Annotated in this window: 20 protein-coding genes; 12 read left to right on the top strand and 8 right to left on the bottom strand. The window is 68.4% G+C overall.

The window, feature by feature from the left end; translation table 11 throughout:
• Positions 1-7: 7 nt before the first annotated feature.
• On the bottom strand, positions 8-2,776 hold the full coding sequence (locus ASG37_RS13150) for a TonB-dependent receptor (protein WP_055761009.1): 2,769 nt from the start codon (positions 2,774-2,776) through the stop codon (positions 8-10).
• A gap of 193 nt (positions 2,777-2,969) precedes the next feature.
• Positions 2,970-3,122, bottom strand: a complete 153-nt coding sequence (locus ASG37_RS17715) for a hypothetical protein (protein ID WP_156349202.1) — start codon at positions 3,120-3,122, stop codon at positions 2,970-2,972.
• A gap of 201 nt (positions 3,123-3,323) precedes the next feature.
• Between ASG37_RS17715 and ASG37_RS13145 the strand changes: the two genes are divergently transcribed.
• From ASG37_RS13145 to nagE, 5 genes are all read left to right on the top strand, one after another.
• Complete coding sequence (locus tag ASG37_RS13145; RefSeq protein ID WP_055761552.1) at positions 3,324-4,061, top strand: GntR family transcriptional regulator; 738 nt, start codon at positions 3,324-3,326, stop codon at positions 4,059-4,061.
• 35 nt (positions 4,062-4,096) lie between these two features.
• A complete protein-coding gene (locus ASG37_RS13140) occupies positions 4,097-5,158 on the top strand; it encodes an SIS domain-containing protein (protein WP_055761006.1) in 1,062 nt (353 codons plus the stop codon).
• A complete protein-coding gene (gene nagA / locus ASG37_RS13135; protein WP_055761003.1) occupies positions 5,155-6,282 on the top strand; it encodes an N-acetylglucosamine-6-phosphate deacetylase in 1,128 nt (375 codons plus the stop codon). The genes ASG37_RS13140 and nagA overlap by 4 nt, the downstream gene beginning before the upstream one ends.
• A 76-nt stretch (positions 6,283-6,358) precedes the next feature.
• On the top strand, positions 6,359-8,866 hold the full coding sequence (ptsP, locus tag ASG37_RS13130; protein ID WP_055761000.1) for a phosphoenolpyruvate--protein phosphotransferase: 2,508 nt from the start codon (positions 6,359-6,361) through the stop codon (positions 8,864-8,866).
• Positions 8,863-10,545, top strand: coding sequence for an N-acetylglucosamine-specific PTS transporter subunit IIBC (gene nagE, locus ASG37_RS13125; RefSeq protein WP_055760997.1), 1,683 nt, complete (start codon positions 8,863-8,865; stop codon positions 10,543-10,545). The genes ptsP and nagE overlap by 4 nt, the downstream gene beginning before the upstream one ends.
• Here the strand turns inward: nagE and ASG37_RS13120 are convergent, their stop codons facing one another.
• Positions 10,546-11,541 carry a N(4)-(beta-N-acetylglucosaminyl)-L-asparaginase gene (locus tag ASG37_RS13120; protein ID WP_055760994.1) on the bottom strand — a complete coding sequence of 332 codons (996 nt, stop codon included), beginning with the start codon at positions 11,539-11,541 and terminating at the stop codon, positions 10,546-10,548.
• Positions 11,542-11,672: 131 nt separating this feature from the next.
• On the opposite strand from ASG37_RS13120, the gene ASG37_RS13115 reads away from it, so the two are divergent.
• Entirely contained in the window at positions 11,673-12,068 is a 396-nt protein-coding gene (locus ASG37_RS13115) for a VOC family protein (RefSeq protein ID WP_055760991.1), read from the top strand.
• Between the two features lie 179 nt (positions 12,069-12,247).
• Here ASG37_RS13115 and hemW read toward each other — a convergent pair whose 3' ends face one another.
• Positions 12,248-13,396, bottom strand: coding sequence for a radical SAM family heme chaperone HemW (gene hemW, locus ASG37_RS13110; protein ID WP_055760989.1), 1,149 nt, complete (start codon positions 13,394-13,396; stop codon positions 12,248-12,250).
• Positions 13,397-13,416: 20 nt separating this feature from the next.
• Here hemW and ASG37_RS13105 point away from each other — a divergent pair, with 20 nt between their 5' ends.
• Positions 13,417-13,980 carry a CAP domain-containing protein gene (locus ASG37_RS13105; protein WP_156349201.1) on the top strand — a complete coding sequence of 188 codons (564 nt, stop codon included), beginning with the start codon at positions 13,417-13,419 and terminating at the stop codon, positions 13,978-13,980.
• 162 nt (positions 13,981-14,142) lie between these two features.
• Here ASG37_RS13105 and ASG37_RS13100 read toward each other — a convergent pair whose 3' ends face one another.
• From ASG37_RS13100 to rph, 3 genes are read right to left on the bottom strand one after another with little or no spacing between them, the layout of a single operon-like run.
• Positions 14,143-14,376, bottom strand: a complete 234-nt coding sequence (locus ASG37_RS13100) for a hypothetical protein (protein ID WP_200909810.1) — start codon at positions 14,374-14,376, stop codon at positions 14,143-14,145.
• Positions 14,377-14,431: 55 nt separating this feature from the next.
• Entirely contained in the window at positions 14,432-15,061 is a 630-nt protein-coding gene (gene rdgB, locus ASG37_RS13095; protein WP_055760984.1) for an RdgB/HAM1 family non-canonical purine NTP pyrophosphatase, read from the bottom strand.
• Positions 15,058-15,774 carry a ribonuclease PH gene (gene rph / locus ASG37_RS13090; protein WP_055760981.1) on the bottom strand — a complete coding sequence of 239 codons (717 nt, stop codon included), beginning with the start codon at positions 15,772-15,774 and terminating at the stop codon, positions 15,058-15,060. The genes rdgB and rph overlap by 4 nt, the downstream gene beginning before the upstream one ends.
• Positions 15,775-16,077: 303 nt before the next feature.
• Here rph and ASG37_RS13085 point away from each other — a divergent pair, with 303 nt between their 5' ends.
• Genes ASG37_RS13085 through ASG37_RS13065 form a run of 5 tightly spaced genes read left to right on the top strand, consistent with a single transcriptional unit; the run spans position 16,078 to position 21,280 of the window.
• Positions 16,078-16,578, top strand: coding sequence for a DUF6438 domain-containing protein (locus ASG37_RS13085; protein WP_055760978.1), 501 nt, complete (start codon positions 16,078-16,080; stop codon positions 16,576-16,578).
• 58 nt (positions 16,579-16,636) lie between these two features.
• The gene (hrcA, locus tag ASG37_RS13080; RefSeq protein WP_055760975.1) at positions 16,637-17,677 is read left to right on the top strand and encodes a heat-inducible transcriptional repressor HrcA; all 1,041 of its coding nucleotides are present in this window, start codon (positions 16,637-16,639) and stop codon (positions 17,675-17,677) included.
• A 19-nt stretch (positions 17,678-17,696) separates the two neighbouring features.
• Positions 17,697-18,254 carry a nucleotide exchange factor GrpE gene (grpE, locus tag ASG37_RS13075; protein ID WP_055760972.1) on the top strand — a complete coding sequence of 186 codons (558 nt, stop codon included), beginning with the start codon at positions 17,697-17,699 and terminating at the stop codon, positions 18,252-18,254.
• Positions 18,255-18,274: 20 nt separating this feature from the next.
• The gene (locus ASG37_RS13070; protein WP_055760969.1) at positions 18,275-21,031 is read left to right on the top strand and encodes a [protein-PII] uridylyltransferase; all 2,757 of its coding nucleotides are present in this window, start codon (positions 18,275-18,277) and stop codon (positions 21,029-21,031) included.
• 39 nt (positions 21,032-21,070) lie between these two features.
• The gene (locus ASG37_RS13065) at positions 21,071-21,280 is read left to right on the top strand and encodes a hypothetical protein (RefSeq protein ID WP_055760966.1); all 210 of its coding nucleotides are present in this window, start codon (positions 21,071-21,073) and stop codon (positions 21,278-21,280) included.
• Between the two features lie 17 nt (positions 21,281-21,297).
• Here the strand turns inward: ASG37_RS13065 and ASG37_RS13060 are convergent, their stop codons facing one another.
• On the bottom strand, positions 21,298-22,089 hold the full coding sequence (locus ASG37_RS13060; protein WP_156349200.1) for a hypothetical protein: 792 nt from the start codon (positions 22,087-22,089) through the stop codon (positions 21,298-21,300).
• Positions 22,090-22,215 lie beyond the last annotated feature (126 nt).

Raw genomic sequence — 22,215 nt, 5'->3', positions numbered from 1 at the left:
CCGCAGGTTACATGCGGAACGTGGCGCTGAGCGAGAACACCCGGCCGTTCTTGTAGATCGACGTGGGGGCATCGGGCGTGCTGCTGTACTGATAGTAGGTTTCGTCGAGCAGGTTCGATGCCGCCGCCGTGATGCCGATCCCGTCGGTCACGGCATAGCTGATCTGCGCGTCGAGCTGGCGATAGCGATCGGTATAGTCCGAGCTTGCCTGACGACCGAAGCGGTAGAAATACTTCGACCGGCGGTTGTAGCTGACGCGCGCCTGGAACGGACCTTCCTCGAAATAGGGGACGATCGTGAAGGTGTGGCGCGACAGGAAGGGCAGGCCGTTGGCGAACGGGGTTTCCGCATCGGCAAAGGTGTAGCTGCCCTGCACGCCGAAGCCATAGGCGAGGTTGGTATTGCCCGACAGCGAGAAGCCGGTGACCGATGCCTTGCCGCCGTTGACGGGACGGGTGATGGCATAGACGCCGCTGCGGCCCGTAGCGGTGTTCGTAAACTCGACACCTTCGTCCACCGCATTGCCGACATAGTTGGAAATGTCGCGGTAGAAGAATTCGGCGGCGAGGAAGCTTGCGGGTGCGAAATACCATTCGGCCGACAGGCCATAGTTGGTCGCCGCATAGGGCTTCAGGTCGGGGTTGCCGCCGCTGCCGGTGCCGTTGACCCGACCGTCGGTGCCGACGAACGTGTCGGTCAGCGAAACCGAACCCGCCAGATCGCCGTACCGGGCGCGGGCGATCACCTTGGCGGCGGAGGCGCGCAGCGTGACTTCGTCGCTGGCCGTGTAGATCACGTTCGCGGCGGGCAGGAACCGGGTTTCGTCGCTGTTCACGCGGGTCGGCGCGGTGCGGCCGCCGCTCGAGATGAAGAAGCTCGATTCGTCGCGGGTGTTGACCAGCCGTCCGCCGACGTTCCCGCGGAACTGGCCCAGTTCGAAATTGGCCTGAACGTATCCGGCGGCGATTTTTTCACGGACCCGCCAGTATTCGCTGGTCGACAGACCGCGATCGGCCGTGAAATTGCCGTACTTCGTCAGCGCGGCGAGAATGCCGTCCTTGTCCAGCGTGGCATAGGGCGTGCCGTTCCCCGAGGTGCCGAGGCCGTTGTACAGGTTCTTGTCCTGCACATAGAAGTCGAGATCGGCCAGCGTGTAGTTCTGGTTGGTGTAGACGGCGTTGCTGTAGGTCGTGTTGCCGTTCAGGTGCGACGCATAGCGGCCACCGAACAGGATCGCCTTAATCGGGCCGAATTCGACGTCGCGCTTGACGTTCACTTCACCGAAGATCTCGCTGTCGGTGGTGAAGCCCGACTGGAGCGGGATGCCGCCGATCTGGCGACCGAAGAAGCGGCGGCCATCGGGAGCGGTGATGTTCTCGCCGCCGTTGGCGGTGAAGTTGCTCAGCCACTTGGTCGGGTCGCTGGCGGGCGAGTTCCAGTTGACCTGCGTGTTGCGGCCGTTCGCGCCGGCGGTGAAGCCCTGCTGCGTACGGAAGTCGAGCAGATATTCCGGGTCCTTGCCGCCGGTCGCGCGGGTGGCGCCGACGTTGCCGGTGATGCTCCACTCGCCCGGCGCCCAGTCGACCAGCAGCGAAACCGAGTCGTTCTTGAGGCGGGTGCGGCGATAGTAGGTGTCGAGCTGACCGGTCGAACCGGTGCCCGAGGTGATGCCGGTGAAGGTCGCCGAATCGACGATGCCCGGCTGGCCGTTCTGCCCGGGAACGAAGGTCGCCGCGGTCATCCGCGATCCTTCGAAGCCATAGGTATATTCGGAGTTCGACACGTTGTCGTAATTGCCGCGGATGACCAGCGCGGTGCCGGTTACGGTCAGATCGTCGGTCGGCTTGGCCTGGATCGCGCCGCTGAAGCTGATGCGCTCGCGCTCCTGCTTGAAGAATTCGCGGGCGAGGAACGAGGCATAGCGCGACGCGCTGAACGCCGAGATCGTCGCCGCGTTCGGGCGCGAACCGTTGATCGTGGCACCGCTGGCGACCGTGCCGTTCGGGCCGGCATAGATGATGTTGCCGTTCGCGTCCTTGGGATAGCTTTCGAGCAGCGCGGCACCGGTGCGATACCAGTAGCTGGCGACGCCGGCACGGCTCAACTGTTCCTTGTCGTAGCTGATCGAGCCGAGGAAGCCGATCGTCTCGTCGGCGTTCTTCCAGCTATACAGCGCCGAACCACGGAAGCTGCCGCGCTTTGCCCGGTCGTTGTATTCGCCGCCGGCGGTCGCCGCGATCGTGCCCGACTTCAGGTCGAGCGGCTTGCGCGTCACGATGTCGACGGTGCCGCCGATCGCGCCTTCCTGCAACCGTGCCTCGGGCGTCTTGTAGAGCACCGCCTGGCTAATGATCGTCGGCGACAGCAGCGAATAGTTGAAGCTGCGGCTCGACCGGTCGGACGGGTTGCCGCCCCAGTCGGCCGAGGCGACCGAGTGGCCGTCGATCGTGACGCGGTTGAGCGCCGGCTCGGTGCCCGCGATCGAAAGCTGCTCGCCTTCGCCGAACTGGCGGTCGACGGTGACGCCGGGCAGGCGGGCGAGCGAATCGGCGATGTTGCTGTCGGGCAGCTTGCCGACGTCTTCGGCCGAGATGACGTCGACGATCGAGTCGGCGTTACGCTTGGTCGCGATCGAGTCCGCGATCGACTTGCGGATGCCGGTGACGGTGATGAGATCGTCGTCACCCGCCGTGGTCGGCGCGGTCTGCGCCATGGCTGGCGCGGCCAGCGCGACGAGCGCGGTGGTGGCGAGATATGCGTAACGCGAGAAAGCCATGGACCCGATCCCCTTTGCAATGTCCGGGCGCGGGAATGCGCCCCCCCGAATGGCCGCGACGATGCGGCAACGCTTGCGCAACACGACAATTGGCCGAGCATTGGTCCCATATTGGTCCCATGTCGGCTCTTTTTGGTCGATCGGAGTGTGACCAATTTAGATCATAAAATCTACATAAAAATGAAAACCTACATCACTGGTGAGAAATTTGTTCGTGATCGACGCGGCGGAGTTTGGTTTTCGTGCCGTAAGTACCGCATTGGCGCAGCGAAATTTCAACGGGCCGATGACGGGCGCTGGGGGTGAAATGCGCCGGAAACGTGTGGACGGCGGTGTTCTGATCCATTGGTATGAGGCGGCATGGTCGGGGGAGCGGTGTCATGTCGGGCGGAGCGTCGACGCCGGACAGTCGCGACAGGATGCCGCACGGACGAAACAGGCCAAAAAACCGAATTGCCCAATACCAAAAACATACCTATGCGTATCGGTTGTGAATATCCAAGCCACCCCCTACGCTGCGCGGCAGATGGTTTCGAAGGGCGTCGGCATGAGTTTCTATGAGCGGGTGGGGCGGCTGCGCGATGACGCGCATGCCCCGCTCTATGTTCAGCTCCAGCAACTGGTTCGTACCGCGATCGAACGAAAGGTGCTGGTGCAGGACGATGTGATCCCGCCCGAACGCGAGCTGGCCGCCGAATATGACGTGTCGCGCATCACCGTGCGCAAGGCGATCGAGGGGCTGGCCAACGAAGGGCTGGTCGTGCGGCGGCGCGGGGCGGGCACCTTCGTCGCGGCGCGGGTCGAGAAGAGTTTTTCCAAGCTGTCGTCCTTTTCGGAGGACATGATGGCGCGCGGGCGCGTGCCCGCCAGCGAATGGGTATCGAAGTCGGCGGGGCTGGTGACGCCCGAGGAATCGATGTCGCTCGGCCTGTCGCCCGGCACGCCGGTCTATCGTTTCCAGCGGATGCGCTATGCCGACGACGTGCCGATGGCGGTCGAATATGCGACGATCGCGGGGCATTGCCTGCCCTCGGTCGATGCGGTGGGCGATTCGCTCTATGCCGCGCTGGAGGCGGCGGGATGCCGGCCGGTGCGCGCGCTGCAACGGCTGCGCGCGATGGCCTTTCCCGCCGAACAGGCGCGGCGGCTGGGCGTCGAGACCGGCCATGCCGGGCTGTTCATCGAACGTCGCGGCTTTCTGGCCGATGGCGACACGGTCGAATTCACCCAGTCCTATTATCGTGGCGACGCCTATGACGTGGTCGCCGAACTGAACGCGAGCTGATCCGGGCAGTCCGGGTCGGTGCATCGAGGGGGTATATGACGTCCATCCTGTCGGCCGACCCGGCCCAGACCGCTGCCCATGAACCGACCGCGATGCACCGCGAGGCGGCCGAGGGGGGGCAGGCGGTCGCCCGCTTCCTGGCGCGCAACGCGCAGGCATTGGCCGATCTGGGCGCGCAGTTGCGCGCCGATCCGCCGGCGCTGGTCGTCACCTGCGCGCGCGGATCGTCGGACCATGCCGCGACCTATGGCAAATATCTGATCGAGACGCTGTGCGGCGTGCCGGTCGCCAGCGCCGCGCCGTCGGTCGCGTCGGTCTATGCGACGCGGATGGAGCGGATGAACGCGCTGGTGATCGCGGTGTCGCAATCGGGCCGCAGCCCCGACCTGCTGCGCACCGTCGAGAGCTACAAGGCCGCCGGCGCGCGGGTCGTGGCGCTGGTAAACGTAGAGGACGCGCCGCTCGCTGCGCTGGCCGATGTCGTGCTGCCGCTGTCGGCCGGTGCGGAAACGTCGGTCGCGGCGACCAAGTCGTTCATCGCCTCGCTCGCCGGGCTGGCGGCGGTCGCCGCGCATTGGAGCGAGGACCGGGCGCTGCTCGACGCGCTGGATGCAGCGCCGGCGCAACTGGAGCAGGCGTTCGCGCTCGACTGGAGTGCGGTGGTCGATACGCTGGTGGCGGCGCGCAACCTGTTCGTGATCGGGCGCGGCTACAGCTTCGGCATCGCACAGGAAGCGGCGCTCAAGATGAAGGAGACCTCGGCGCTGCATGCCGAGGCGTTCAGCAGCGCCGAGGTGCGCCACGGGCCGATGGCGATCATCGACGACGGATTCCCGTTGCTGGGCTTCGCGACGTCGGACGAGGCGGGCGACGATGTGCGCGCGGCGGCGGCGGAGTTCGCCGGGCGGGGGGCTGCGGTGCATCTGGCCGATGCGGCGAGCGACGACAGCCATCCGCCCGCATTGCGCAGCCATCCCGCGATCGAACCGATCCTGATGATCCAGAGCTTCTATCGCATGATCGAAACCGTGTCGCGGCGGCGGGGACTCAACCCCGACGCGCCGCCGCACCTGCGCAAAGTGACCGAAACCCGATGAGCGGCTTCGTTTTTCACGGCGGGCGCGTGCTCGCCGAAGGCTGCGACGGTGCATCGTGCGCGTTCCGGGTCGAGGACGGGCGGATCGCCGACTTCCATGTCGATGGCGCGGCCGAGACGATCGACCTGGGCGGCGGCTGGCTGGTGCCCGGTTTCGTCGATACGCAGGTGAACGGGGGCGGGGGCGTGTTGTTCAACGACACGCCGAGTGTCGAGGGGATCGCCGCGATCGGCGCGGCGCATGCCCGCTATGGCACCACCGCGTTTCTGCCCACGCTCATCAGCGACCGGCTTGACGTCGTCGCGACCGCGCTGGATGCGGTGGATGCGGCGATCGACCAGGGGGTGCCCGGCGTCGTCGGCATCCATGTCGAGGGACCGTTCCTGAACCCGGTGCGCAAGGGCATCCACGATGCGGCGCATTTCCGCGCGCTGGACGATGCGGCGATCGAGTTGCTGACCCGTCCGCGCAAGGGCGTGGTGATGGTGACGCTGGCCCCCGAACGCAACGACACGGCGGCGATCGGGCGGCTGGTCGCGGCCGGCGTGATCGTCAGCATCGGCCATAGCGACGCGACCTATGAACAGGCGCGCGCCGCGATCGATGCAGGCGCGCGCGGCGTCACCCACCTCTACAATGCCATGTCGCCGCTTCGGCACCGCGATCCGGGCGTCGTCGGCGCGGTGCTGGAGGACCGGAGCGTCTATGCCGGGCTGATCGTCGACGGCGCGCATCTCCACCCCGCCGCGATCCGCGTGGCGCTGGCGGCGCGGCCGCACGACCGGTTCATGCTGGTGACGGACGCGATGCCGACCGTGGGGGCCGATACCAAGGAATTCGTGCTGAACGGCTGGCCGATCCATGTCGAGAACGGCGTGTGCGTCGGCCCCGACGGGACGCTGGCCGGCTGCGACCTCGACATGGCGCAGGCGGTGGCCAACACCCATGCGCTGGGCGTCGATCTGGTCGACGCGGTGGCGATGGCATCGGCCAATCCCGCCGCGTTCCTGCGCCTGTCGCACCGGATCGGCAGCCTGATTGTCGGCGGCAACGCCGATTTCGTCTGGCTGGCGCCCGACCTGACCGTGCGCGGCACCTGGATCGGTGGCGTCCGCGTCTTCTGACCGGCGGTAGCGCCGGAACATCGTCAACGGGCAGCGACCGACCGGGGGGTGGGTCCACCCAAGCAAGAGGCCGCCCATGACCGCCATCCGCCTGACCGCGCCCCTGAAGGGCTGGGCCTGTTCGCTGGACGAGGTGCCCGATGCGGTGTTCGCCGGGCGCATGCTGGGCGACGGCATCGCGATCGATCCCGTCGGCACCAGCCTGCATGCACCGTGCGACGGCGAGGTGCTGACGCTCCATTCCGGCGGCCATGCGATCACGCTGCGCGGGACCGGCGGGGTCGAGCTGTTGATGCACATCGGCATCGACACGGTGCAACTGGGCGGCGCGCCGTTCACCGCGCGCGTCGCGCCGGGTGAGCGGGTGACACAGGGGCAGGTGCTGATCGAGTTCGATCTCGACGCGATCGTGTGCGCCGCGCCGTCGGTCGTCACCCCGATCCTCGTCACCAATGGCGATGCGTTCCGCATCGTCGCGCACGGCGGCGGGCGGATGGTGGAACCCGGCGACGTGGTGCTGACGCTGGAGCCGGTCGCGGCGCGCGAGGCGGTGGCGGAGACGGGCGGCGAACGGGTGTCCGCCGAGGTCCGCGTGCCGATGGCGCATGGCATCCATGCCCGGCCCGCCGCGCGGATCGGCGATGTCGCCAAGGGCTTTTCGGCGACGAGCTGGCTGGCGAAGGACGGCGCGCAGGCGACGACGCGCGGCGCGGTCGGGCTGCTCGGCCTCGGCATCCGGCATGGCGACGTGATCGAGGTCCGCGCGAGCGGCGCGGACGCGGCGCAGGCGGTCGCGGCGCTGGTCGCGCTGATCGAGGGCGGCATGGGCGAGGCGACGGCGCTCGACGCACCGCCGCCGGCACCGATCGCGCCCGCCCCGGCACGATTGCGCGACCTGCCCGCCGGGCAGCTTGGCGGTACGCTGGCAGCGGCGGGCTATGCGATCGGCACCGCGCGCTGGCTGCGCGTCGCCGAGATTGAGGTGCCGGTCGACGGGCAGGGCATTGAGGTGGAGGCGCAGCGGCTCGAACGCGCATTGGGCGCGGTGCGGGCGCGACTGGCGGCGGCACCGGGGACCGGGGCGGGGGCGGCGATCCGCGCGGCGCATATCGCGTTCCTGGACGACGACGACCTGCGCGCCGAAGCCGATCGCGGGATCGTCGGCGGACAGGATGCGGGCCATGCGTGGCGTGGCGCGACGCGGGCACAGGCGATGGTGCTGAAAGGGCTGGGCGATTCCCGGCTGGCCGAGCGGGCCGACGATCTGCTCGACCTCGAACGGCAGGTGCTGGCCGAACTGACCGGTGCGGAGACAGCGGCGCTGGCGTTCGCGCCGGGCACGATCCTGCTCGCCGACGATCTGCTGCCATCGCAGGTGATGGCGCTCGACCCCGCCACGGTCGTCGCCCTGGCAATCGAGCGCGGCGGGCCGACCTCGCACGTCGCGATCCTTGCCGGGACGATGGGGCTGCCCGCGCTGGTCGCGATCGGCGCGGCGTTGCAGGACGTCGCGGACGGAACGACGCTGATCCTCGATGCCGATGGCGGCGTGGTCCATGTCGATCCGCCCGAAGCCGTGCTGATGGAAGCGCGCGCCATCGCCGGGCGACGTGCCGATGCGGCGGCGGCGGCGCTGGCGGCGGCGGGCGAGACGTGCCGCACCGCCGACGGCGTGCGGATCGAGGCGTTCGCGAATCTCGGCTCGGTCGAGGACGCACGGATCGCGGTGGCGAACGGCGCGGAAGGATCGGGGCTGCTGCGCACCGAATTCCTGTTCCTCGAACGTGACACCGCGCCCGATGCGACCGAACAGGCGGCGCTGTACGGCGAGATTGCCGGGGTGCTCGAAGGGCGACCGCTGATCGTGCGGCTGCTCGACGTCGGTGGCGACAAGCCCGCCCCCTATCTGCCGATCGCGCCGGAGGAGAATCCGGCGCTGGGGCTGCGCGGCATCCGCGTCGCGCTGGCGATGCCCGAGATCCTCGAGGCGCAGTTGCGTGGCATTCTGTCGGTCCGGCCGGTCGGGCAATGCCGGATCATGATCCCGATGGTGGCGAGCGTCGCCGAGATCGTCGCGGTCCGCGCGGTCGTCGACCGGTTGCGCGGCGAGATGGGCATCGCCGAACGGGTCGAGGTCGGCATCATGGTCGAGACGCCGGCGGCGGCGGTGACGGCGGGGACGCTTGCCGGCCATGCCGATTTCCTGTCGATCGGCACCAACGACCTGACCCAATATGCGCTGGCGATGGATCGCGGCAATCCGTCGGTCGCCGCCGGGATCGACGGGCTGCACCCCGCCGTGTTGCAGTTGATCGCGCACACCGCGCAAGGCGCGGCGCGCCATGGCCGCTGGGTCGGGGTGTGCGGCGGCCTTGCGTCCGATGGCCTCGCGGTGCCGTTGCTGATTGGCCTCGGCATCACCGAATTGTCGGCGGCGCCGCGCTTCGTTCCCGAACTCAAGGCGCTGGTGCGCACCCTGTCGATCGATCGCTGCCACGCGCTGGCAACCCGCGCCCTTGCCGCCGCATCGGCGGGCGAGGTGCGCGCGATGGTTCGTGATTTCCTGAAGGAGCAAGCCGCATGAGGTCGATGATCGAACTGCTCCAGCCGATCGGCCGGGCATTGATGCTGCCGATCGCGGTGTTGCCGGTGGCCGGGCTGCTGCTGCGGCTGGGCCAGCCCGACCTGCTCGACATCGGCCTGCTGGCGGCGGCGGGCGATGCGCTGTTCGCCAATCTGGGACTGTTGTTCGCGATCGGCGTGGCGTGCGGCATCGCCCGCGACGGCAATGGCGCGGCGTGTCTTGCCGGGGTGGTCTGCTATCTGGTCATCAAGAACGGTGGTCCGGTGTTCCTGACCGTGCCGGCCGAGGTGACGAAGGGGTTCGAGGAGGGCATCGCCGCGACACTGTCCGCCGCGTGGAAGGCCAAGGCGTTCGCCAAGCTCGACGTGCCGATCGGTATCGTCTCCGGCCTGATCGGCGGCAGCTTCTACAACCGGTTCGCCACGATCAAGGTGCCCGAATATCTCGCCTTCTTCGGCGGGCGGCGTTTCGTGCCGATCGTCAGCGGGCTGGCCGGCATCGCCATCGCCGCGATCGTGGGGCTGAGCTTCGGCGGGATCAGCACCGGGCTCGACCTGACCAGCCGTGGGCTGGTGGCGTCGGGAAGCTTCGGGCTGTTCGGCTTCGGGCTGCTCAACCGCTTGCTGCTCGTCACCGGGCTGCACCATATCCTGAACAACGTCGCGTGGTTCGTGCTGGGCGATTTCGAGGGGACGACGGGCGACCTGCGGCGCTTCTTCGCGGGCGATCCCAATGCGGGGGCGTTCATGGCCGGGTTCTTCCCCGTCATGATGTTCGGTCTGCCCGCCGCGTGCCTTGCGATGTATCGCTCGGCACTGCCCGAACGGCGCAAGGCGGTGGGCGGCATGCTGCTCAGCCTCGCGCTCACCAGCTTCCTGACCGGTGTTACCGAACCGATCGAATTCTCGTTCATGTTCCTCGCCCCCGTCCTCTACGGGGTCCATGCGGTGCTGACCGGGCTGTCGATGGCGGTGATGAACTGGCTGGGGGTGAAGCTCGGTTTCGGCTTCTCGGCCGGGCTGTTCGATTACGTGCTGAACTATGGCAAGGCGACGAAGCCGCTGCTGCTGCTTCCGGTCGGCCTTGCCTATTTCGCGCTCTATTACGGCGTGTTCCGCTTCTTCATCGTCCGCTTCGATCTCAAGACGCCGGGGCGCGATGCGGGCGCGCCGGTCGCCGGACCGGCGGCGGGCGGGGTGGAGACGCCGCGCGGTGCGGCCTATCTGGCGGCGCTGGGCGGCATGGCCAATCTGTCGAGCATCGGCGCCTGCACCACGCGGCTGCGGCTGCTGGTCGTCGATCAGGCGCTGGTCGACGAGCCGGCGTTGAAGGCGCTGGGCGCGATGGGCGTGCTGCGGCCGTCGGCGCGCGCGGTGCAGGTGATCGTCGGCCCTGTCGCCGATCAGGTCGCCGAGGAAATCCGCGAGGCGGGCAACGCCGCCGGCACCTCGCCGGTGGCGGCTGCGCCGGTCGCCCCCGCCGCTGAATCGACGGTTACGCTGGCCCCCGACGTGCTGGCGGCGCTGGGCGGCGCGGCGGCGGTGGCGAAGGCGACGACGCTGGCCGGCCGCATCCGGGTCGAGCTTCGCCAGCCGGTCGACGTGGGCGTGCTGGCGCGCGTGCCGGGGGTTCGCGCGGCGGTGCAGGTGGCGCCCGGCATCGTCCACTTGCTCCCGTAATTAGGCGGGGCGCAGGCTAGCCGATTTGACGACGGTGCTGCGCGCGTCGTCGCCCGCCACCGCATAGGTGAAGCCCGGCAGCAGCGCGAACGCGCCGACCTGTCCGGCGCGGTCCATCGCGAGGAAGCCGACCTGCACCCCGTCGAGCGCTACCCCACGCAACCGGGCGATATGCTCCACCGCCTCGCGACAGGCGGCGGCGGGGGACAGGCCGGCGCGCATCGACGACACGACGCGCGCGGTGCCGGCGATGCGGGTGACTTCCTCGCCCAGCCCGGTCGCGGTCGCCGCACCCACACCGCCCTCGACGAACAACCCGCTGCCGACCTGTGGGCTGTCGCCGACCCGGCCGTGCAGCTTGAACGCCATGCCCGAGGTGGTGCAGGCCCCGGCGAGCGCGCCGTCGGGGGCGCGGGCGATCATGCCGATCGTGTCATGGTCGAGCGGCCCGCCCAGTGGGGTACGGCGGTTCTCGCTGTTCGCCTGTGGCGCGTATTTCGACGTTTGCAGCCATTTGCGCCATTCGGCCTCTGCCTCCGGCGTCAGTAGTTTTTCAGGTTTGAAGCCGTTTTCCAGCGCGAACCGGCGTGCGCCGTCGCCGACCAGAAAGGTGTGCGGCGTGCGCTCCATCACCGCGCGCGCGACCGAGATGGGATGGGCGATGTCCTCCAGTGCGGCGACCGCGCCGACATGGCCGCGATCGTCCATGATGACCGCGTCGAGCGTGACGATGCCGTCGCGGTCGGGATAGCCGCCCTTGCCAACCGAATGATTGGCGAGGTCCGCCTCGGGCACTTTCGCGCCGGCTTCCAGTGCGTCGATCAGGGTGCCGCCGGCGCGGAAGCGCGCGACCGCCGCATCATTGGCCGCCACCCCGAAGTCCCAGGTCGAGGCGATGCGGAACGGTGTGGCCGCGCGCGGCTGGGCGGGAAGGGCGGCGGCGGTGCCGCCGGCGGCGAGGCCGGCGATCGCGGTGCGGCGGGTGATCGGTGGCATGGCGGTTCCTGCTTGATACGGTCGGTGCGCGACTGTGCTGGGCAGGTGCGGCGGGCGCAAGCGGCAAGGCGGGATTCGTGGCTTGTCCGGGGGCGATGGCTGCGCGACGATCCTGCCGTGGGAGGAAGCATATGCCGAGGTCGCTCTTCATCAGCCTGCCCGTCGCCGACGTCGCCCGGTCGAGCGCCTTTTATAAGGCGATCGGCATGGTGAGGGACGACCGGCTGTCGGGGCCGCATGCCGCGGCAATGATCTGGACCGATACCGTTCGGATCATGCTGCTCGACCGCGATTTCTACGCGACGCTGGCGCACAAGCCGATCGCCGACGCCCATGCCGTCAGCGGCGTGTTGATCGCGCTCGGCCTCGACAGCCGGGACGCGGTCGATGCGATCATGCAGGCGGCGCTCGCGGCGGGCGGGCGCGAGGTGCATGGCGCGGAGGACGAGGGCCTTGTGTACAGCCGCGCGTTCGAGGACCCCGACGGCCATGGCTTCGGCCCGGTATGGATGGACCCGGCAGCCTAGGTTTGATTGGCCTTTTCGCTGAAACGCCAGCGAAACTGCTCCCCTCCCTGACAAGGGAGGGGCTGGGGGTGGGTCGGCTGGCGAGGGGAGGTGGGCGTTCCACAACCGGCCAACCCACCCCCGTCCCTCCCTTATCAGGGAGGGGAGAAACTGAGGATCTCGCTACATGGCGATCCGCGCTAGACCGCGATCTCGCGCAGGACCGCGTCGAGCACGGGAATGCCGGCCGGGGTTAGCGCCAGCCGGTCGCCGTCGTGGGTGAGCAGCCCCTGTCGGATCAGCGTTTCGACCCGATCGAGTTGCACGACCTCGCCGACCGTCCGTTCGCCGAGCCGCGCGATCCGGGCAAGGTCGATCCCTTCGGCCATGCGCAGCCCCATCACCAGCGCTTCGGTGACGCGCTCCTGGCGGGTCAGCGCGTCCTCGCGTTCGATGCCGTGGCCGTTGCGCGCGACGGCGGCGATCCAGTTTTCGGGCTTGCGGTGGCGCTGCGTCGCCATGCCGCCGCGCCGGCCATGCGCGCCGGGGCCGATGCCGGCATAGTCGCGGTAGCGCCAGTAAGTGAGGTTGTGGCGGCTCTCCGCGCCCGGCCGGGCATGGTTGGATATTTCGTACAGCGGCAGGCCGGCGGTGGCGGTCATTCCTTGCGTCATCTCGAACAGGTCGGCGGCGAGATCGGTGTCGGGCAGGGTCAACTCGCCCTTGGCGGCCAGCGTGGCGAAGCGGGTGCCGGGCTCGATCGTCAGTTGATAGAGCGAGAGATGTTCGGTGCCGAACGACAGCGCGCGGGCGAGTTCGGCCTCCCATGCCGCCAGCGACTGACCCGGACGGGCGTAGATCAGGTCGAAGCTGACCCGCGCGAAATGGCGCTGGGCGATGGCGAGCGCGTCCAGCGCCTCGTCGACGCCATGCGCCCGGCCGAGAAAGCCGAGCGCGGCATCGTCGAGCGCCTGCACGCCCAGCGACACGCGATTGACCCCGGCGGCGGCGATGTCGGCGAAGCGCGCCGCCTCGACCGAGGAGGGGTTGGCCTCCAGCGTAATCTCGATGTCGGGCATCGCCGGCCAGAGGCGACAGGCGGCGTTGATGATCGCCGCGACGGTGGCGGGCGGCATCAGCGAGGGCGTGCCGCCTCCGAAGAAGATCGAGGCGAGCCGGCGGCCGGGCAGCAGCGCCGCCTCATGCGCCAGATCGGCGAGCAGCGCGCTTGCCCATGCGTCCTGATCCACTCGCTCGCGGACATGGCTGTTGAAGTCGCAATAGGGGCATTTCGACACGCAAAACGGCCAGTGGACGTAGAGCGCAAGCGGCGGTTGGTCGGCGGACATGCGTGCCCCATATGGGGCGTATGCGTGGGATACAAATATTGACGGCGGCGCTGCTGCTGGGGGGATGTTCGGCGGTGCCGGCGAGCGGCCCCGAACGGGTGGTCGAACCGCGCGCGTTCGACGGCGTCGCGCCACGCGGCGCGGCGCTGCTGCGACAGGCGATGGAAGCGGGTCATCGTGCCGCCCGCGCCGAAGCGGGGTTGGCGCCGCTGGTATGGGACCCGGCACTGGCGGCGGATGCGAAACGCTATGCCAGCGAGATGGCGCGGACGGCGACGTTCGAGCATTCGCCGCAGCCGCGCGGAACACCCGAACAGGGCGAGAACCTGTGGACCGGCACGCGCGGCGCCTATCGCTACGACGAGATGGTCGGACATTGGGTAGCGGAGAAGCGCTATTATCTGCCGGTCGCGGTGCCGGCGTCGTCGAACACCGGCAATTTCGGCGACGTGGCGCACTATACCCAGATCCTGTGGCGCACGACGCAGCGCTATGGCTGCGCCGAGGCGAGCAATGCGAAGGACGATTTCATCGCCTGCCGTTACGTGCCCGCCGGCAATATCGTCGGCCAGCGGGCGTTCTAGGGCGGGTCGACCCCTTTGCCGCTATCGTCACCCCGGACTTGTTCCGGGGTCCACGGTGCAGCGATCGGTGTGGCTTGAGGCACCGGCGACAATGTTTGCGGCCCAGTGGACCCCGGAGCAGGTCCGGGGTGACGATGGAACCTTGATCGGTTCCGAGCAGCGTTATTCGCCGTCCTTCATGTCCTCGCGTGCGCCGGCGACGATCTTGGCGGCGATGTGGCGGACCTTGTCGTCGTTCTTGTCCTCGCCGTGCGACGGGTCGCCGAGCTTGTCGAGGCTGAGGTCGAGCGAGTCGAGCAGGCCGGGCAGGCGCCGTTCGACATAGCGCATCGTCCAGAACAGCAGGTGTTCAACCGCGATTTCGCGGTGGCGGATCTTCACGGTTTCATCACTCACATCAGGCTCCCTGTCGGCTGCCGGGATCAATGCCCCGGCAGCCCCGGCCGTTCCGTCAGAATACCGCGCGTACCAGTTGCGCGAACGCATCGGCACGGTGGCTGATCGCATGTTTATGGTCGGGATCGATCTCGCCATAGGTCTGCGCCATGCCGTCGGCCTGGAACATCGCGTCATAGCCAAAGCCGTTGGCCCCGCGCGGCGGCGATACCAATGTGCCGTCGACCCGCCCCTCGAACCATTCGACATGGCCGTCGGGCCACGCCAGTGCCAGCGCGCAGACGAAATGCGCGGCGCGGCTGTGATCGGGGCCGGTCGCCTGCATCCGTTCCTCGACCAGCCGCATCGCCGCGTCGAAATCCTTGGACGGCCCGGCCCAGCGCGCCGAGAAGATGCCGGGATCGCCGCCCAGCGCCTCGACGCACAGGCCGCTGTCGTCGGCCAGCGCGGGCAGGCCCGACAGGTCGGCCGCCTGCAACGCCTTCAACTCGGCATTGGCGACGAAGGTCGTGCCGGTCTCTTCCGGCTCGGGCAGGTCGAGTTCGCCCGCCGAAATCGGCGTCACGCCGTACGGGCCGAGCAGCGCCGCGATCTCACGGATCTTGCCCGGGTTATGGCTGGCGATGACGAGCCTGCCGGGGGCAAGCTTGCGGATCGCCTGGGGGTCCTTGCCCTCGCCGCTCACCGGCCGGTCGCCCGGAGCTGTTCGGCGAAGATGCGGCCGCAACCGATGTGCGCCAGGCGGAGCAGGCGGAGCAGCGCTTCCTCGTCGTAGCAGGCGCCTTCGGCGGTCGCCTGAACCTCGGCGATGTTGTTGTCGCTGGTCAGCACGAAATTGGCATCGGCATCGGCGGCCGAATCCTCGATATAGTCGAGGTCGAGCACCGGCGTGCCGTTGTGGATGCCGCAACTGATCGCCGCGACCTGCCGGCTGATCGGATCGACGCTCAGCTTGCCCTCGCGCAGCAGCCCGTCGACTGCGAGGCGAAGTGCCACCCATGCGCCCGAGATCGCGGCGGTGCGGGTGCCGCCATCGGCCTGCAATACGTCGCAATCGAGCGTGATCTGCCGCTCGCCCAGCGCCTTCAGGTCGACCACCGCGCGCAGGGAGCGCCCGATCAGCCGCTGGATTTCCTGCGTCCGGCCCGACTGCTTGCCCTTGGCCGCCTCGCGGCTGCCGCGGGTGTGGGTGGCGCGCGGCAGCATGCCGTATTCGGCGGTGATCCAGCCCTCGCCCTTGCCGCGCAGCCATGGCGGCAGGCGCTCCTCGACCGACGCCGTCACCAGCACGCGGGTGTCGCCGAAGCCGATCAGGCACGACCCTTCGGCATGGCGGGTATAGCCGGTCTGGATCGTGATGGGGCGCATTTCGTCGGGGGTGCGGCCGGAGGGGCGCATGCGTGTCTCCTGAAAATCTCGGGCACAGCCCTAGCGCGGATCGACATTCAGCGAAATGGCTTCCCAATCTACTCCCCTCCCTGACAAGGGAGGGGTTGGGGGTGGGTTGGCCGGTTGTGGAGTGCTTACGTTTCCTCTCGGGCCGACCCACCCCCAGCCCCTCCCTTTTCAGGGAGGGGAGCCGCCAAGAGCCACCGTCTGGCTGAATGTCGATCGGCTCTAGCGGGCCGTTCATCCCCGCGCCAGTCACGCCGCGGTATCGACGATACGCGCGCGAAACGATGCGCCAACGGGAGGACGACCATGAAGATCATCGCCTTGGGACTGGTGCCGCTGCTGGGCGGCTGCGTGATGGCGATCGGCAATACCGAGGGGGGCAAGCCGGTCGCGATCGAGCGTGAGACGATCAGTTACGAAACCTCGCCGTGTTTTGGCACCTGTCCGGTTTATATGGTGACGATCCAGCCCGACGGGCGCGGCACCTTCGAGGGCAAGCGCTTCACCGCCGTCAGCGGCGTGCGATCGTTCCAGGCGACGCCCGCGCAATATCGCGCCTTCGCGGCCAAGCTCCAGCCCTATCGTCCGGCGCAGGGCGACCGGCTGCTGCAACCGGGCCAGCCGGGATGCGGCAATGCGCCGACCGACATGCCCTCGGTCGAGGTGCGGTGGAGTGAACTGAGCGGCGCATCGCAGAAACTGTCCTATTATTACGGCTGTGGTGCTGCCGACGGCGGCCGGACCGGCGAGGCGTTGCGCGGCGCGATCGGCGAACTGCCGGTCGCGAGCTATATCAAGGCCGGTTGATGCGGGGGCGGGGAGGATCGGGGTTCCGCCGCCGCGATCTTCCCCCTACATTCAGGGCATGGCCCAGCCGATCCACGAACTGACCGACCGGGCGCGCGACGTGTTTCGGATCGTCGTCGATTCCTATCTGTCTACGGGCACGCCGGTGGGATCGCGCACCATCGCGCAACTGTCGGGGCTGAACCTGTCGCCAGCCTCGATTCGCGGCGTGATGCAGGATCTTGAGGAAGCCGGGCTGCTCGCAGCACCACATGTCAGCGCCGGGCGGATGCCGACCGAGAGCGGGCTGCGCCTGTTCGTCGACGGCATGATGCACGCGATGGAGCCGTCGGCGCAGGAACGCGCCGCGCTCTCCGCGCAGGTCCAGAGTGCCGGGCCGGTCGAGGAAGCGCTCGCCGCCACCGCGACCGCGCTGTCCGGCCTGTCGGCCAGTGCCGGGCTGGTGCTGGTGCCCAAGCGCGAACCGGTGTTGCGGCAGGTATCGTTCGTACCGCTGTCGGCCGGTCGCGCGCTGGCTATATTGGTCGGGGCCGACGGATCGGTCGAGAATCGCGTGGTCGATCTCGTCCCCGGCACCGGTTCGGCGGCGCTGGCCGAGGCGGCCAATTACCTGACCGCCCGCCTGTCGGGCATGACGCTGGGGGAGGCGCGCGCGCGCATCCTTGCCGAGATCGGGCAGGAGCGCGCCGAACTGGATGCCACCGCGCGCGTGCTGATCGAGCGTGGCCTTGCGGTATGGAGCGAGGACGGCGGCCACCGCCCGGTGCTGATCGTGCGCGGGCAGGCGCGGCTGCTCGACGAGGCGGCGTCGAGCGATCTCGACCGGGTGCGACAGTTGCTCGACGAGCTGGAGGGCAAGGAAGAGATCGCCCGGCTGCTCGAATCGGCACAGGGCGGGGATGCTGCGCGTATTTTTATCGGGTCGGAAAACAAGCTGTTCGCATTGACCGGATCCTCGGTGATCGCCAAGCCGGTGCGCGCGCTCGACGGGCGTGTGGTCGGCGTGGTCGGGGTGATCGGCCCCGTCCGGTTGAACTATGCGCGTGTCGTGCCCATGGTGGATTTTACTGCCGCGACGCTGGCGCGGCTCCTTGGTTGATGAGTAAGAAGAGAGTGGAATGACCGATACTCCCGCGAACGACGATACCGCCGACCTGCGCGAAGCCACCGCCGAGGCCGCGCCCGAAGTCGCCGAGGCGGATCGCGCCGCCGAGCTGGAAGCGAAGCTGGCCGATGCGCAGGCCGAGGTGCTCTATGCCCGTGCCGATTTGCAGAACGTCCGCCGCCGCGCCGAAAAGGAAGTGGCCGATGCCCGCGCCTATGCCGCGACCGCCTTTTCGCGCGACATCCTGTCGGTCGCCGACAATCTCGCCCGCGCATTGTCGGCGATCCCCGACGATCTGCGCGGCGAGGAGCGGATGAAGGGCCTCGTCACCGGGCTGGAGGCGACCGGCCGCGAGCTGGAGAGCGTGTTCAGCCGCCACGGCATCACGAAGATGAACGCGGTCGGCGAGTCGCTCGATCCGAACCGCCATCAGGCGATGTTCGAGGTGCCGTCAAAGGATGCCGCCCCCGGCACCGTCGTCCAGGAAATCCAGACCGGCTACATGATCCGCGACCGGTTGCTGCGCCCGGCGCTGGTCGGCGTGGCCAAGGCGCCGGAGGGCGACGCCTGACCGACCCCGCCCCGACCGATCTGGCGACGCCGCCGCGCTTCGAACGGATTCCCGATCCCCAGGCGATCGCGAATCCGCAGGCGCTGGCAGCGGCACTGGCGGCGATCCCCGACGACAGCGACCGTGCGGCATTGCGCCGCGCGGCGACCGCCGTGCTGCGCGACGCGCTGGCACGTGGCCGGTCCGAGATCGAACGACGCTTTCGCGACCGGCCGGGTCACGGGCTGGAAACGGCGGCGGCCTATGCGTGGCTGACCGACGTCATCCTTTTGGCGCTGTCGGAGGTGATCGTCGGCCGGGTCCATCCCAATCCCAACCCGACCGCTGCCGAGCGGATGACGCTGATCGCGGTCGGCGGCTATGGCCGGGGCGAGATGGCCCCGCATTCGGACGTCGACATCGGCGTGCTGACCCCGTGGAAGCAGACGCCATGGTCCGAACAGGTCATCGAATCGCTGCTCTACGCGCTATGGGATCTGGGGCTGAAGGTCGGCCATTCGTCGCGCTCGCTCGACGAGATGGTGCGCCAGGCCAAGGGCGACGCGACGGTGCGCACCGCACTGGTCGAGGCGCGCTATGTCTGGGGCGATACCGCGCTCTATGCCGAGGCGGCGCGCCGCTTCAAGGCCGAGGTGCAGGAAGGGACCGCGCGGAACTTCATCGCCGAGAAGCTGTCCGAACGCGACGCGCGGCACAAGCGGATGGGCGACACCCGCTATGTCGTCGAACCCAATGTGAAGGAGGGGAAGGGCGGCCTGCGCGACCTCCACGCGCTCTTCTGGATCGGCAAATACGCCTATAACGTCCGCCGCGCCGCCGATCTGGTACACGCCGGGTTGCTGAGCGCGCCCGAGCTGCGCAAGTTCAATCGCGCCGAGGATTTCCTGTGGGCGGTGCGCTGTCACCTCCACCTCATCACCGGGCGGGCCGAGGAGCGGCTGACCTTCGACGTGCAGACCGAGATCGCGACGCGGATGCGCTACAGCGACCGCGTCGGCAAATCGCGGGTCGAACGGTTCATGCAGTTCTACTTCCTGCAGGCCAAGCGCGTCGGCGACCTGACCGGCATGTTCCTCAGCCACCTCGACGAAACCTATGCCGCGCGCGGCAGCCGGTTCGGCCTGCCCCGGCTGCGGCGCCGGCCGCGCCGGCTGCATGGCTTCGTCCTCGATCGCGGACGCCTCGCGCTGCCCAAGGACAGTTTCTTTGCCGAGGACCCGGTCCGGCTGATCGAAATCTTCGCGCTGGCCGATCTCCACAGCCTCGAAATCCATCCGCTGGCGATGCGCGCGGCGTCGCGCGATGCGCGCCTCGCGGGGCACGTCCGCTCGCATCCGCGCGCCAACCAGTTGTTCCTCGACGTGCTGACGTCCCCGCGCGATCCCGAACTGGTGCTGCGCTGGATGAACGAGGCGGGGGTATTCGGCCGGTTCATTCCCGATTTCGGCCGCATCGTCGCGCAGATGCAGTTCGACATGTACCACCACTATACGGTCGACGAGCACACCATCCGCATGATCGGGCTGCTGTCGCAGGTCGAGCGCGGCATCTGTCGCGACGAGCACCCGCTCGCTACCGCGCTGTTCGGCGGGATCGTGCAGCGGCGCGCGCTGTTCGTCGCGGTGCTGTGCCACGACATCGCCAAGGGGCGCGGCGGCGACCATTCGATCCTGGGGGCAGAGGTAGCGGAACGGCTGTGCCCGCGTCTCGGCCTCACCCCGGCGGAAACCGAGACGGTCGCATGGCTGGTGCGCCACCACCTGCTGATGTCGGCCACCGCGTTCAAGCGTGACTTGAGCGACTTCAAGACGATCCTCGACTTTACCGGCGTGGTGCAGTCGCCGCAGCGGCTGCGCATGCTGCTGGTGCTGACCGTCGTCGATATTCGTGCGGTCGGGCCGGGGACGTGGAACGGGTGGAAGCGCCAGTTGCTCACCACCCTGTTCGAGACGGCGGAAGAGGTCCTGCGCCTCGGCCACAAGCAGCGTGGTCGCGACGAGCGGATCGCCGAGAAGCAGGAAACGCTGCGCGCCGCGCTAGGCTGGGATCGCGAGACGCTGGCCGCCTATGTCCGCCACCTGCCGCCGGCTTACTGGATCGCCGAGCCCGATGACGTCATCGTCGCCAACGCGCGGATGGTCGATCATGCCGGCGACATCCGCCTGTCGATCGAGACGAGCGTCGACGAGGATCGCGGCGCGACCTTGGTGACGGTCCATGCCGCCGACCATCCCGGGCTGTTCTATCGCATCGCCGGGGCGATCCATGCGGCGGGCGGCAACATCATCGACGCGCGTATCCACACCACCCGCACCGGCATGGCGCTCGACAATTTCCTCGTCCAGAATCCGCTGGGCGGGCCGTTCGACGAGGCGGGGCAGCTCGAACGGTTGAAGAAGACGATCGGCGACGCGCTCGCCAACCGGATGAAGCTGGGCGACCGGCTGGCGGCCAAGCCGCTGTCGCGTCCGCGCGCCGAAGCGTTCCCGATCGAGCCGAACGTGCTGATCGACAATGCCGCCTCGAACCGCTTCACCGTGATCGAGGTGAACGCCCGCGACCGGCCGGCGCTGCTCCACCATCTGGCGCAGGCGCTGTTCCAGTCGAAGGTGACACTGCATTCGGCGCATGTCGCGACCTATGGCGAACGCGCGGTCGACACCTTTTACGTCACCGACCTGACTGGCGACCGGATCACCGGGCAGTTACGGCTGAAATCGCTCGAACGGCGGATGCTCGACGCGGCGGCGGGCAAGGAGTTCGCAGGCTTCGTTTAATCCCTTGCGGATCGGTAGGAATTAGGACAGCATCCGGCTATGGACCTGCCGTTCCTGCTGCTGATCGCAGTCATCGCCGTGGTGCTGGCCACCGCCTTCATCGCATCTTGGATTCATCGCGACCGGCCGCGCCGTGCAGCCACCGGCGGCGACTGGTTCGTCTCCGACGGCGCATGGAGCGACGCGGGCCACGGCGGATCGTCGGATTGCGGCGGCAGCGACGGTGGCGGCTGCGGGGGCGGCGACTGAGCCACCCCCGGCCGGGATCATTGCTTGTAGGCGACGAAGCGGGCCGTCGTGCCCTGCTTCAGATTGGTCGACTCGACGGTCATCTTCTTGCCGTCGGGTGCAACCGTCACGATCATCCGGCTGTCCGCCTTGCCGCCGATCGACGAATCGAGCTGGATCGCATGGGCACCGAGCCGACTGGCCGCGATCATCCGCCCGGCGATGTCGCCCTCGACCTTGACCGCAGGACCGCCGAACGTCGCGACATAATGCGATCCGGTGCCATCGGCGAACGAGAAGCGATCGCCCTCCAGCCGCATCGTCACCGTCATGGTATTGTCGGACCCCTTGTCGAACGAGGTCGTGACCCAGCTTCCACCCAGGACATGCGATCCGGGCGCGCCCGCCGCGCTCCGCCGCGCGGTGCTGCGATAGATGGCGGGCTGGCCATTGGCGGTTGCAAGGTCGGTATCGACCGAGGTCAGCGTCTTGCCATCGGCGGACACGCTGATCCGGTCGGTTTCGACCAGTCGCCCGCCCTTGCGGTAGTGGAATTCGACGGTGCGCGGATCGATCTGTTTCAGGGCGGCTTCGTCGAAATAATTCTGGCCGGCGACGCGGTGGAAGCCACCGTCGGCGGGAATGCCCCATGGCGTGCTGCAACTGACACAGCGATAGCCGGTCTTGTTCAGCGTCAGGACCCACGGCTTCTTCGGAATCTGGGTGCTGCCCAGATCGACCCGCCACCGTCCATCGAACACGCTTTGCGCCGATGCCGCCGCGGGAAGAACGATCGCCGCCAGCGCGACGCCCAAACCAAGATGCCTCATGCAATCCTCCAAGATTGCGGCCAGGACCTGTACCGGCGAGTCGCGTTGCCGCCCCCCACGTATCGCGGCGCGAGTATATGCGGCCCCGGCGATCGTCCCAAAACAATATGTCGGCCAAGGTTTCCG

It is taken from the genome of Sphingomonas sp. Leaf407, assembly GCF_001425385.1.
In the GTDB taxonomy this organism is placed as follows: domain Bacteria; phylum Pseudomonadota; class Alphaproteobacteria; order Sphingomonadales; family Sphingomonadaceae; genus Sphingomonas.
Note: the sequence above shows the minus strand (reverse complement) of the source record. Positions and strands in the feature narration are given on the sequence as shown.